Genomic DNA, 13,464 nt, shown 5'->3' with positions numbered 1-13,464 from the left:
CTTGTTTCTTTATCATATTTTGAATGACGAAAGGAAGTTATCTTATGAATACATCACGTTCCCGTTCCGAACTTCTATACGCAGAAGCACTTGAACATATTGTAGGAGGTGTTAACAGCCCTTCACGCTCGTTCAAAGCCGTTGGTGGCGGTTCACCTGTATTTATGAAAAAAGCCCAAGGGGCCCACTTCTGGGATGTCGATGACAACCGTTATATTGATTATCTGGCCGCTTACGGTCCGATTGTTACAGGACATGCTCACCCGCATATTACACAGGCCATTACGGAAGCAGCAGCAAATGGCGTGCTGTACGGTACCCCAACAGAGCTTGAAATCAAGCTCGCCAAAATGCTGAAGGAAGCCATTCCTTCCATGGATAAAGTTCGTTTTGTAAACTCCGGTACAGAGGCGGTCATGACTACGATTCGGGTCGCTCGTGCCTACACCAAACGCAACAAGATCGTAAAATTCGCCGGATGTTACCATGGTCACTCCGATCTAGTGCTTGTCGCTGCCGGTTCAGGCCCGTCCACGCTCGGAATTCCTGACAGTGCGGGAGTTCCAGCCAGTATTGCACAAGAAGTCATTACTGTGCCCTACAATGATCTGGAAGCCCTGAAAGATGCTTTGGAGCGCTGGGGGGATGATGTTGCCGCGGTCATGGTTGAACCGATCGTGGGTAACTTTGGTATGGTTATGCCGGAGCCTGGCTTCCTGGAAGGCCTCTGTGCCATGACACGTGCTAACGGCTCACTGGTTATCTATGACGAGGTCATTACGGCTTTCCGTTTCCATTACGGTTCTACTCAGACGTATGCCGGACTCGATAACCATGCGGAGATTGAACCCGATCTGACGGCTCTTGGTAAAATTATTGGTGGCGGCCTGCCAATCGGTGCTTACGGCGGACGCAAACATGTTATGGAGCAGGTTGCTCCGCTCGGACCGGCTTATCAGGCGGGCACGATGGCTGGTAACCCTGCATCCATCTCGGCTGGTATCGCATGTCTGGAGGTCCTGCAAGGCGAGGGTGTATACGAAGAGATGGAACGCCTTGCTATCGACCTGACGGCAGGTCTGCAAGCTTCTGCTGACCGTCACGGGATTGCACTGACAATCAACCGGATTCGTGGTGCGTTCTCCACCCATTTCTGTAATCATCCGGTGACGAACTACGATCATGCTCAAGACACAGATGGAGAGCTGTTTGCTTCCTTCTTCCGTCATATGCTTGACCGTGGCATTAACCTGGCTCCATCCAAATATGAGGCCTGGTTCCTGACCACGGCTCATACAGATGAGGATGTTCAGGCTACATTGGAAGCCGCAGAAGCTTCCTTCAAGGCGATGGCTCAGGAATAAATCGGATTATTTCCACCACACTATAGCGTACAAGCTGTAGTGTAGATGGTTAACAATTCATGGAAAAGGCGTCCAACAAGTGATTAACTTGTGTGGACGCCTTTTGTTATATACGGACAACATTCCGATTCTTCAATTTATTTCTGCCTGATCTGAAGTTTCAAAATTTCCTCCCGGATCTTCTGCATCCCTTCCTCGATTCGCTGCTTCGGCACATTGGAGATGTTCAAGCGCAGCATCTGATCCTGATGCACCTGATATGTTCCCTCCGGATAATACCGTTCAGTCGTATCAACGATCACTCCGCGCTTTTGAAGCCGGGACAACAGAACACGAAGTGGCAGATCACCCGCCAAAGGCAATACGGTATGCTCGCCTCCTGTTCGAGGAGCCTCCATAAATGGAGCAAAGTCTGGATATGTGTCCAGTTGCTCATGCACCGTGTGCATCCGGGCAGCATAGCGGTTACGAATCACTTTCCTGTGATGAGCAAACATTCCGCTGTGGACATAGATCTCCAGAGCAGCTTGAGACAGGACGGACGTGTCGATATCGAGCATTTTTTTGTAAGCACCAAAAGATTGAATTAGAGGTGAGGGCAGAACAGCTACACCAATGCGCAAGCCTGGAAACAAAATTTTGGAATAACTCTTCAGATAGATGACCCGGCCTTCGGTATCATAGGACCATAGCGGGTCCTGTTTCGTACTGTCCTCCAGATCGGCCAGATAATCGTCCTCCACCAGATAGACATCGTACCGCTGTGCAAGCCGGATCAGTCTCTTCTTGTCAGCAACAGTCAACGATATGCCAATCGGATTGTGAAAGCGCGGCATGACATAGAAAAACTTGATATCTCCTTCAGCAAACTGATGTTCAAGCGATGCCCAGTCCAGCCCATCCAGGGCACGTCTCACACCGACAATCGGCACATTCAATCCACTCAGTAGCGAGGGCATATTGTGATAGGTCGGTAGTTCAAGCAGTACTTTTCTCTTTCCATTGGGGAAAGGCATCAATGCAAGTACAGCCAGTGCCTGTTGCACACCTGACGTGATAAAGAACTGCTCTGTTCTCGCAAACACCTGATAATCTGCAAACTGCTTCTGCAACAACATGATAAGCGAAGGTAATCCCTGATCTGTGCCATACATAAATAACTCTGCTTGCTTCTTCTCCATCGCCTGATCCACACAATGACGAAAGTCTGCATAAGGGAACACCTTTGGATCGGGAGCCGCTGAAGCAAAGTCCAACGCTCCCTGCCAGTCCATGTCCTGAGCACCTGTCCCGTTCTGTACGGCATAATAACCGGATTGAGGTATGGCATACACCAAATGCCGCTGCTCCAGCCACTCATATGCACGAATTGCTGTGCTTACACTGCATTGATATTGTTCTGCTACAACTCGAACGGCTGGAAGACGGATGCCCTTATCTGCCCACTGGCGACGATCCTGCTGCAGCATCTGTTCCTGAATCCACTGCTTTAATGCTTCGGCAATCACTTCGTATTTTCTCACTGCACCATCCCTCTCCCACAATTGTACCGTTACAGTTTACCCTTTTATCTATTGTAGCACGATACACCTGGCAGTATATTGAATAAGGCCAGCACATGCCTCGAACCTGACATAATTCAGGATAATGAAAGATAAAAGCGCTATGACTACTGTATTGGAGGAGCATTCATGAACACAACACACACTCGGGGATACACTTATATCGCAGCTGTATTGTACGCAGCCATTATCGGTCTATCTTTTCTATTTGTTAAAATGACCGTCACTGTTGCACATCCCATTGATGTGCTTGCCCACCGATTCGCGCTGTCGCTGATCGTTGTCAGCATTCCTGTCATTTTTGGCTGGATCAAAATCCGACTGAGCCTTCGTGATCTGTGGCGAATCATTCCACTGGGGCTTTTATCTCCCGTCTTATTTTTTGCCTTTCAAGCCTTTGGACTTGTCTCTTCCAACTCATCGGAAGCGGGTATAATACAGGCCATGGCCCCTGTATTCACACTCGTTCTCGCTTCAGTCTTCCTGAAGGAACGCACATCCACGATGCAGAAGCTGTTCCTGCTTCTATCTGTTGCTGGAGTGGTCTTTATTTTCATCATGCAAGGAAGCGGTATGTCTATAGGTAACCTGAAGGGCATTGCATTATTGCTGTTATCCACGGTCTGCTTTGCAGGTTATGGTGTGCTTGCGAGACCACTGACCCAGAGGTATAAACCGTTGGAATTAACCTGGGTCACACTGATGGTTGGCTGTATCGTATTTAACGCCGCTTCCCTGATCCGGCATGCGTCCAGCGGTTCCATGATGGACTACATCAAACCGCTTGGAGATACATCCTATCTGGGTGCACTCGCTTATCTGGCAATCCTCTCCACGATGATCTCCACCTTGCTCGCGAGCTATGCTTTGACTCATCTGGAGGCTTCGCAAATGAGTGTATTCAGCAATCTGTCCACGCTTATTTCCATAGTTGGGGGTGCATGGATATTGCATGAACCAGTGGGATACTACCACTATATTGGTGCATTGTTGATTATCGCTGGTGTGCTTGGCACCAATATGAGCGGTCGCAAACAGAGGCTGGTTAATATGATCAAAGCGTGAAAGAGATTCTTATCGAAGGGACTCGTGAAGCCAGAAAGATCGCCCGGGAAACGATGCTAAAGATACGAGAAGCCATGGGCACTCGTTATTTCCACTGACGGTATGAAGCGCTCCATTCACGTTAACACTGCTGAGGACAGTCTATTGGAAAAAGGGGACCCCTCAGCATGAAACGAACACAACCTTCATTTTTACAAGCTATGATGTTGATCATGTTATCCGTTGGCTTGATCAGCCATGTTCTGATTATTCCTGCCCTTTTGGCTGCGGCCAAAAGGGATTCTTGGATTTCCGTCCTATTATCAACCGGACCATTTCTCGTATTTGCGCTAATGCTCGCCTATGTCTCTCGCTTCCTCCAGCATCAAACCCTGCATGAATGGTTATCATCCCGTCTCGGCAAACCCATTGGCCTGTTCTTTCGAGTTGGAAACAGTCTTTTTTTTCTGAGCGTAATTTATTTCACCCTGCACGATACAACGACTTGGGCCAAAACAAACTACCTGACAGAGACACCTGTTTTGGTAACCAGTATTGCATTGATGTCCCTCTGTGCTTACGCTGCGTATAAAGGTATTCGCTCACTTGCTTTTACAGCTGGATTGATCCTGCCACTGGTGGTGTTATTAGGGTTCTATGTCTCTATCGTGAATACTCAATACAAGAATTACAGCCGTCTGCTGCCCGTTCTTGAACACGGATGGCATCCTGTACTTAATGGCATGGTATACAGTCTTGCAGGCATGTTTGAACTGCTGTTCATCTGGTACATCCAACCCCACCTCACCAAACGTATACGTGTATGGCAGTACCTCATGCTGGCACTCATTATTGTGGGGCTGACTGTCGGCCCACTCATTGGGGCCATTGTGGAATTTGATCCTTTTGAAGCTGCCAAAATGCGATATCCCGCCTTTGAAGAATGGCGAATTGCCTCCTTGGGTAAATACATTGCCCAGACCGACTTCTTTTCCATCTACCAATGGCTCGCAGGCTCGTTCACCCGGATTAGTCTCGCCATGTATATTATAGTAGAAATATGGAATATTAAGAGCTCCACCAGAAAGCTCATCAGTTGTATCTCGTTAGGTGTGTTCTTTATTCTAACCATGTTGTATCCTCTGGATGATATGACCTTCGAAAAGCTTCTGGTCGAATACATATTTCCGTTCAATCTCGCGTATCTGAGCGGACTTGCGATTATAGCAACGGCAGTTGCCTTTATTCACTCACGTCATCAGAGGAGGAAACATCATGGAGCATCAGAAGATTGACACCACGTCCCATGAAACACTGCTGGCCTCATTACAAGATCAATTTGATCCGTGCGCCGATGTCGTTCTTCAAACTTTTCCTGCCAAAAGTGAAAACGGCCTGCAAGTGATTGCACTATATTGCGAAGGCTTAGTCGATGCAAAACAAATCAATCAGTTTATTATCCCTCGTCTTGAACAGCATTCCATGCATTTGGAAGAGACACATCCCAAAGAAATGAAACTAGCCATGAATCCGGTAGAAGATTTAAATGACACCGACAATCTGAATTTATTAATTTTTAGCGGACAACTGCTACTGATTTTCGGGAATGGAGACCACGCGTGCAGTCTGGATATCGCAAGCATTCCAGGTCGAAGCCCGGAAGAGTCTGCCTTGGAGTCATCAGTAAAAGGGCCACGCGACGGATTTACAGAAGAACTATCCGTAAATATTGCCCTTATCCGTAAACGAATGAAAACCTCTTCAATGTGTTATGAAAAGTATGTAAAAGGCGGACGTACACAGACAGCCATTGGACTTCTATATGTAAAAGATATTATCAATCCAGACATTCTGAAAGAAGCTCGGCACAATCTGGATCAAATTGAGATTGACGGCATTCTGGGCACCTCAATCATGGAGCGAGCTGTCATGGGAGGGATTAGGAGTATCTTTCCACTTACAGATAATACCGAGCGTCCCGATTTTGTCGTCGATTCCCTGTTAAACGGTCGTTTTGCCGTTTTGATCGAAGGTTCTCCTGTAGCAGTCATTGCGCCAACTACACTTTTCAATCAATTGAAGTCTCCGGAGGACGAAAGTACGCCTTTTTTTATCGTAACTTTTGAACGGATATTACGTATTTCCGGACTGCTGATCGCCTGTTTCTTCCCAGGCTTTTATATTGGCCTGACCAGCTTCAATGTGGAACAGATTCCTCTGCCTCTTCTCGCAACTATTACCGGAACACGTATGGGCTTACCCCTGCCGGTAACATTGGAGGCATTCCTGATGATCTTCATGTTCGAACTGTTTAATGAAGCCGGCCGTAGACTCCCACGCGCCTTGGGACAGACGGTCAGCGTAGTTGGTGGACTAATTATCGGTGATGCGGCCATCCGTGCAGGAATAACGTCTCCTACCATTATTGTAACGGTAGCGATCTCTGTTATTTCCAGCTATATACTGGTGAATAATGTTCTGAGTGGTGCGACAGCTCATATCCGCATCGCAATGCTTGCCATATCCTCCATACTTGGACTATTTGGTTTTATGATTGGATTATTTGCTCTACTGGTCCACATCGTATCACTGGAGTGTTATGGTGTATCCTATCTGGCCCCGGTGTCTCCCTACATTCCCGAAGACTTCACCCAAGCCGTATCCATGCATTCCTCGATGAAACGAACCAAGCGCCCAGCCGCACTTCATACCCAGGACTCCACCCGTCGGAGAAAACGTCCTTGACAAGATGGGCATCCTTGAGCGGTCTAATTGTATGTTGCTTGATCCTGTTAACGGGGTGCTGGGACTCCAAAGAGGTACAGAGCATTAACTTTATTACGGCGGTAGGGATAGACTATAAGGATGATCGATATATTACTTACGCTCAACTGATTGATTTCTCCAGTATTGCTAAACAGGAAGCACCAACTTCTCGGGAGGCAAAGGATATCTGGATTGGGCGGGGAGAAGGCACAACACTCAGTATGGCTATTAATGATCTATATGAGACTTCACAACAGCAAACACTGTGGACCCATGTCAAAGCCATTGTTTTATCCAAAAATGTGCTGAACGGACGACTCGAAGATACTTTTAATACACTGTTGCATTCCGGTCAGTTGAGATATACACCATGGATCTACGCTACAGAGCAGGACATTCCTGAAGTGCTCTCTCCTTCGGTCTTGCTGAATCAATCCGCCCAGACGATCGAGATATTTGAGCCCATGAGGTTATACAAACAGCATTCAAGTTACGAACCTATCCGGCTCCATCAGCTTCTCGATGGACTACGGGAACCGGCTTCCGTCGTTCTTTTACCTTCGGTTTCAACAAGGAATGAGACCTGGTTCAACGGCGATAAGACGCCACCCCTTGTTAAAATGGATGGATTTTATGTCATTTCCAAAAGCAAAAGTCAGGGTAGAGTTGGGGGAGCAGAAGCAGATGGTACACGATACGTAAATTATGAGCGAGTACATCAGTACCCACTATACGTATATGGGAATGGTGGAAAAACTCCTGATTTAACCTTGTTGCTTCATCATCCCAAGACAAAAATCAAGGCGAGGAAACAAGGAGATGGCGTCACATTTGATCTGGTTACCTCGGCCAAAGGTACCATCACTGAAGATCATGGGGCTCCTCGGTCTCCAGATGCCATGGAACAAGAAGCCGAGAAACAGATCGAATCCCAAATCCGAGATACGTTCGAAAAAAACAAGTCGCGCATGATTGATTCCTATGGTCTTGTGGAACACTTATATCGCCACAACCTTCCCTTATGGAAACAGGAAGTCGATAACCGGGCGGATCCACTCAAACGTTTTAAACTTGGTAAAGTGGAGGTCCACGTGGATATCCTGAATGCGAGCACGTACAAATACGGTAAATAAAATGAAGAAAAGAAGCCCCGTACCTGCATTGAATGCAAGGTTACGGGGCTTCTTGCCATCTCCAACTATGCTGTCGATTGGGGAAGTTATCCTAATGGATACGCCATGACACTCATCAAAGCCAATTCAGGCTGGGTCGTGTCCAAACGGCTGTACTGGACGATAACGGGGATGTTGCTCGAAACCGTAATCGCATAAGGCACGCCCGGCGGAATAGACTGCTCCCCGGATCGTAGCGATGCAGTCCGAATATGCTTCGTCCTTCTTGCTGGCACTTCAGCGACCATACCTTCGAGTGGTTCTCTGTCTTCAAAATAAATCGTGATGTGCAGCTCCGCATCCGCGGCACTGGTGTTCAGTACACAGATGCTCTCATGACTCTCCAATGTGCCCCGGCTCTCCGGGGGAATGTAACCATCAGGAATAACCCAGTAGGTGTGACCTGTAGCTGCTAAAACATTCTTACGGGCAGATGTGTCTGATTCTGTCTGGTCAGGTGTCATTGAAATACATCCTCCTTTTTTTCACGAGTGCAATATAGGTTAAAAATCCGTGGGCTCGCGGGGCAGTCGCTTCGTCGGACGGATCGGGCTGTGGGCCGCTGTTGGCTCGGGATTTCTATTCAATTCCCCCTCAGCAGGGGAAATCCCGCTCCAAAGGCGGACGCTTCGCTCCCTTTACCCGATTCCGCCCTCCTCCGCTGCTACGCTCGCCATTGGCTTTTAAAAGATTATTGCCTTCGCTCTTCGCTGGGCAACTTTTGTTGGCTCGTTACTTCGTTTAACTCGCTACAGCTTTTAAACCCTGAATAGCTCGCAGGGCAGCCGCTTTGGCGGACGGATCGGGCTGTGGGCCGCTGTTGGCTCGGGATTTCTTCTATTCCCCCTCAGCAGGGGAAATCCCGCTCCAAAGGCGGACGCTTCGCTCCCTCTACCCGATTCCGCCCTCCTCCGCTGCTACGCTCGCCATTGGCTTTTAAAAGATTATTGCCTTCGCTCTTCGCTGGGCAACTTTTGTTGGCTCGTTACTTCGTTTAACTCGCTTAATTATTAATGGCATGAACCTACCGCAGATACATCTGCAACGGTTGCAATTGCAACTCGCGTATGGCTTCTGCCACCTGCTGGGCAAGGCGGCAGGCGCCTCGTTCCTGAAAATGCGTGTTATCCTCCATGCCTGAGGGGAAGTTCACATACTCGCCTGGAAGTACCCACATAAAGTCATCCTTGGTGCCTTCAACGCCCGCCTGCTCGAACAGAAGACGGCTACGCTCAGCCAGATCGATCAGCGGAACATCTTCCTCTTCGGCAAGCTCACGCACGGCGATGATATAATCCCCGTGGGTATCGGTCAATGTGCCATCATCCGCAAAATAGCGCCGATGCACCGGGGTGATGAGCACCGGACGAGCCTTGGCTTCGCGTGCAGCGTCGATATACTTTTTCAAATATTCCTTATATGTTGTGAATGGGTCCGTCCCACGTTCAGGGTCCGGCTTCTCATCGTTATGTCCAAATTGAATAAACAGAAAAGCTTCGGGCTTGATTCGCTCCAGAATGGCGCTTAATCTGCCTTCATTAATAAAGCTGCGGGAACTGCGCCCTGACTGGGCGTGATTATCCACTGCCACATCATGTTTGAACTGTGCTGGCAATAACTGGCCCCAACCGCAATACGGATATCCGCTTTCCGGCTGATCTGTTACGGTTGAATCCCCCGCAAGAAATACGGTCATGGTCTGATTCGCAAGAGTAATCTCTAACGCATTGATTCTCGGTGCAGGACCGGAGAATGACAGACGAAGTCTGCCGCCGCGAACAACAACCGAGAATCTAACCTCTGCGTATTGTCCGGGAAGTGTGCGAATGGTTGGCAGTACAAGCCTGCCTTCACCAGCTTTCACGCGGGTCACTGTCTCAGCCAATTCATCCCCTGCAACAAGTAATACTTGGTAGGTTCCGTCGGGAACATCCACGATGAACGATGCTTTGAGCGGAATACAGAAGCCTGAACGCAATCGGGCAGACATGGTTGTCTGCCCCGGATTGATATGATGTTGTTTCGTGGGATCCGACACATCGTCATAACGAATGCGTTGTTTCTCATACACCAGAGATCCTGCCTCGAATCCGTATCCTCCGCGTTCCTCATATGCGGTGGTTGCAGTTACTTTCAGATAATCCCCTGTCTCATCTGCTCTTCCCGAGTCCGGTCCAAAGTTAAACTTCCAGCTGGTCACGGACACTGCCTGGCTCTCTGCCGCTGCCCCCATGGCAACGGCCTGACTACCTTGAGCTTTATTCAAAAGCGATAACCTCCTTGGTTAACTTTTGTAAACGTTCATTCGGGCGAAGATACGAAGATACAGTGAATCCGGCTTATCCTTTCAATCCGCTGGTGCTCATCCCTTGAACAATTTGTTTTTGGAAGATGAAGAACACAGCTACAACCGGAACCAGACTGACGATGGACATCGCAAACATTGCGCCCCAGTTGGAAGCAGATTCGCTATCGAGGAACATTTTCAGCGCCATCGACACGGTGTATTTATCAGGCGAGTTCAGGTACAATACCGGACCGAGCAGATCCTCCCATCTCCAGTAGAAGGAGAAGATGGCTGCAGTCGCCAGAGAAGACTTGATCAGCGGCATAATAATCTGGATATACAGTCTGAATTTGTTACATCCATCGATGGTTGCTGCCTCATCCAGTTCCTTCGGAATCGTTCGAATGAACTGTACCATCAGGAAGATGAAGAACGGCATTCCGAAGAATGTAGGTACAACAATTGGCAAGATAGTGTTCAGCCAGCCGAGCTTCGTGAAAATGATGTACTGAGGAACCAATACCACGTCATGTGGCAACATCAGTGTTAACATCATCAAGGAGAACCAGAATGTACGTCCCTTGAAATTAAGTCTGGCAAAACCGAAAGCGATCAGCGATGACGATATCACAGCACCGATGGTAGATATCACTACGATTACAAGTGAGTTGGTGATGTAATCCATAAATGGTCTTCCAGCTGTGCCTTTCCAGCCATCCACATAGTTGCTCCAGATCCACTCCGCAGGAAACAGGGTATCCGCTGTGACAAAGATCGTACGGCTTTCCTTGAATGAACTGAATAGCATCCATAGGACCGGATAGAGCATCAGGAGGGCAAGAGCTGCAACGAACAGGTGATAAACGGGCCACTTTACATTTCTCCAAACCATCGTTACTTCCCTCCTTCAGATTCGTAGAACACCCAGTACTTGGATGTCAGGAAGACAGCTACCGTGAGTATACCGATCATGATGAGCATGATCCAGGCCATTGCCGAAGCATAACCCATGTTGTTAAACATAAACGCCTGACGGAACAGATACAGGGAGTACAGCATCGTACCGTCCATTGGACCGCCTTCGCCTTTGGAGATAATATAGGCAGGTACAAACGTCATGAATGCTCCAATCGTCTGCATAATCATATTGAACAGGACGATCGGGCTAAGCAGTGGCAAGGTGATGCTGAAAAATTTCCGTATAGGATTCGCGCCATCCACACCTGCTGCCTCGTACATCTCAGTAGGGATATTTTTGAGACCAGCCAGGAAGATCAGCATGGACGAACCAAACTGCCATACAGACAGTGAGATGAGCATAACCAGGGACGCATTCGGGTCACCAAACCAGCTGATTGGCCCGATCCCGATTGCCGTTAGAGCACTGTTGATAACACCCTCATTACTGAAGAGGTTACGCCACATAATGGATACGGCCACACTACCACCGATAATGGATGGCAGGTAATACAGCGTCCGGTACGTTCCAATCATACGAGAGCCAGTGTTTAGGACCATCGCTACGAAGAGGGCAAAGATCAACCTTAACGGTACCCCAATGAATACATACAGAAACGTCACTTTGACCGAGTTCCAATATTTCGGGTCATCAAAAAACATTTTGGTGTAGTTATCAAGCCCAATCCACCGCGGAGAAGTGAATAAGTTATAACTCGTGAACGACATATATAAGGACACAAACATGGGGATGAGTGTGAAGCCCAGGAATCCAATAATAAACGGGCTTATGAACGCATATCCAGTTAAGTTTCTACGTAACGACGAATACTGCCTCAATGGAACGAACCTCCTTCATGGATCAGCTTGCTCCCCCATCCTTGCTTCGGGTTATCTGGACGGGGAAAGGCCCTCGCATTCGCGAGTAGCCCCATTCCCGACCATCCCTGAAGTGGGACGAGCAAGCCATCATTCAATTCAACTGTTATTTATTGTTCGCAAGTACAGATTCGGCGTTCTTGCGGAATGTTTCTGCTGCCTGTTCAGGTGTAATTTTGCCAAAGTTCAACTCTTCAGCCACATCTGCCAGAGCAGAGATTACTTCAGGTGAACCAACCGGTGGCGGAGAACTCATTGGTGAAGCCTTTGGCTCCATGGCTGCTACGAATTCAAAGACCTGTTTTGTTGCGTCACTCAGCTCAGGTGCGATGGCTTCTTTGATTGCTCCTGAAATTGGCACACCGCGCTCACCTTTGATCAGTTTGTTCGCTTCTACGTCATTCACCCAGAAATCAATGAATTTAGCCGCTTCTTCCTTCACTTTGGAGTTGGACGTTACACCCCAATACATACTTGGTTGCATATATAGTCCTTTTTCCATATCCGGTCCTGGCATTGGAGCGATTTCGAGTGGACGGTTCGCCACCTGTTGCAAGGCTACGAACTGGTTGGACCATTGCCATACGCCAATTCCTTTTTCCTTCACGAGATCTGATTCCTCAATAATGCCTTTGGTTTGGTTGGCTACATCCGGCGTAGGTGCTGCACCCTGCTCGATCATGCGGCGCATAAGTCCGAAGAACTCCACAAACAATTGGTCATCATCATAACCAAGGCCAGTTCCTTCTGCATTGTAAAGCGAATGTCCTTTGGTACGCAGGAAGTAATGGAAGAAGATATCAGGAGCTACCCCTCCATCCAAATACAGGCCTTTCTCTGCGGCTTGTTTGCCCAGTGCTTCGTATGATTCCCATGTCATATTTTCAGGCATAGCTTCTGCTCCCGCTTTTTGAAGCAAAGCAGGGTCATATTGGAAGCCCAGAACGTTAACACCGGCAGGTACGCCGTATTGTTTGCCGTTAATTACACCTGTGCTAATAACGTTCTCGGACACATCGTCCACTTTGATCTGATTGCCCAGATAAGGCGCTAGATCCTCAAGCTGACCATTCTGTGCATATTGGCTGATGTAGGAAATATCCATCTGAACGATGTCAGGCAACTGATTTGCAGCTGCTTGTGGTGCAAGCTTTTTCCAGTAATCATCAAATGAAGCATATTCCACGTCGATTTTGACATTCGGGTTTTTCGATTTGTACAGGTCAATGACCTTCTGTGTATATTCATGCCGTGCATCCGAGCCCCACCAAGCGATCCGCAGGGTAACTGAGTCATCTCCAGATGCTCCTTCAGTTCCTCCACCTGAGCTACATGCCGCTGTAAACACGAGCAAAGCAGCCATCATCAGGAATATTGCCTTTTTCACCATGCCAATCTCCCCTTTTATGTTGATATGGTTGTGTGAACGAGTT

General features: G+C 48.2%; 11 protein-coding genes. 5 read left to right on the top strand and 6 right to left on the bottom strand.

What is annotated here, in order from left to right; genetic code table 11:
- The first annotated feature begins 44 nt into the window (after positions 1–44).
- Positions 45–1,364 carry a glutamate-1-semialdehyde 2,1-aminomutase gene (locus MKZ13_RS03485; RefSeq protein ID WP_339181769.1) on the top strand — a complete coding sequence of 440 codons (1,320 nt, stop codon included), beginning with the start codon at positions 45–47 and terminating at the stop codon, positions 1,362–1,364.
- Between the two features lie 137 nt (positions 1,365–1,501).
- Here the strand turns inward: MKZ13_RS03485 and MKZ13_RS03480 are convergent, their stop codons facing one another.
- Positions 1,502–2,887: a PLP-dependent aminotransferase family protein gene (locus MKZ13_RS03480; protein ID WP_313771533.1), complete on the bottom strand. Its 1,386-nt coding sequence runs from the start codon at positions 2,885–2,887 to the stop codon at positions 1,502–1,504.
- Positions 2,888–3,055: 168 nt separating this feature from the next.
- On the opposite strand from MKZ13_RS03480, the gene MKZ13_RS03475 reads away from it, so the two are divergent.
- The 4 genes from MKZ13_RS03475 to MKZ13_RS03460 all read left to right on the top strand — a co-directional run bounded on the left by MKZ13_RS03475 (position 3,056) and on the right by MKZ13_RS03460 (position 7,869).
- Positions 3,056–3,991, top strand: coding sequence for a DMT family transporter (locus tag MKZ13_RS03475; RefSeq protein ID WP_221825758.1), 936 nt, complete (start codon positions 3,056–3,058; stop codon positions 3,989–3,991).
- Between the two features lie 167 nt (positions 3,992–4,158).
- Positions 4,159–5,265 carry an endospore germination permease gene (locus MKZ13_RS03470; RefSeq protein WP_221825755.1) on the top strand — a complete coding sequence of 369 codons (1,107 nt, stop codon included), beginning with the start codon at positions 4,159–4,161 and terminating at the stop codon, positions 5,263–5,265.
- Positions 5,246–6,715: a spore germination protein gene (locus MKZ13_RS03465; protein WP_339181765.1), complete on the top strand. Its 1,470-nt coding sequence runs from the start codon at positions 5,246–5,248 to the stop codon at positions 6,713–6,715. Before MKZ13_RS03470 ends, MKZ13_RS03465 begins: the two co-directional genes overlap by 20 nt.
- Entirely contained in the window at positions 6,712–7,869 is a 1,158-nt protein-coding gene (locus tag MKZ13_RS03460; RefSeq protein ID WP_221825750.1) for a Ger(x)C family spore germination protein, read from the top strand. Before MKZ13_RS03465 ends, MKZ13_RS03460 begins: the two co-directional genes overlap by 4 nt.
- Before the next feature lie 86 nt (positions 7,870–7,955).
- Here the strand turns inward: MKZ13_RS03460 and MKZ13_RS03455 are convergent, their stop codons facing one another.
- The 5 genes from MKZ13_RS03455 to MKZ13_RS03435 all read right to left on the bottom strand — a co-directional run bounded on the left by MKZ13_RS03455 (position 7,956) and on the right by MKZ13_RS03435 (position 13,421).
- Complete coding sequence (locus MKZ13_RS03455; protein ID WP_339181761.1) at positions 7,956–8,372, bottom strand: sensory rhodopsin transducer; 417 nt, start codon at positions 8,370–8,372, stop codon at positions 7,956–7,958.
- 560 nt (positions 8,373–8,932) lie between these two features.
- On the bottom strand, positions 8,933–10,174 hold the full coding sequence (locus MKZ13_RS03450) for a rhamnogalacturonan acetylesterase (protein WP_339181759.1): 1,242 nt from the start codon (positions 10,172–10,174) through the stop codon (positions 8,933–8,935).
- 73 nt (positions 10,175–10,247) lie between these two features.
- The gene (locus tag MKZ13_RS03445; RefSeq protein WP_091039044.1) at positions 10,248–11,087 is read right to left on the bottom strand and encodes a carbohydrate ABC transporter permease; all 840 of its coding nucleotides are present in this window, start codon (positions 11,085–11,087) and stop codon (positions 10,248–10,250) included.
- Between the two features lie 2 nt (positions 11,088–11,089).
- Positions 11,090–11,992: a sugar ABC transporter permease gene (locus tag MKZ13_RS03440; protein ID WP_047841423.1), complete on the bottom strand. Its 903-nt coding sequence runs from the start codon at positions 11,990–11,992 to the stop codon at positions 11,090–11,092.
- 145 nt (positions 11,993–12,137) lie between these two features.
- Positions 12,138–13,421 (bottom strand): sugar ABC transporter substrate-binding protein, encoded by a 1,284-nt coding sequence (locus tag MKZ13_RS03435; RefSeq protein ID WP_339181754.1) that lies wholly within the window; start codon positions 13,419–13,421, stop codon positions 12,138–12,140.
- Positions 13,422–13,464: the final 43 nt, after the last annotated feature.

Source organism: Paenibacillus sp. FSL R5-0701 (genome assembly GCF_037973995.1).
Classification (GTDB): Bacteria; Bacillota; Bacilli; order Paenibacillales; family Paenibacillaceae; genus Paenibacillus.
The sequence above is the reverse complement of the archived record's forward strand: the minus strand, read 5'-3'. Positions and strand labels throughout refer to the sequence as shown.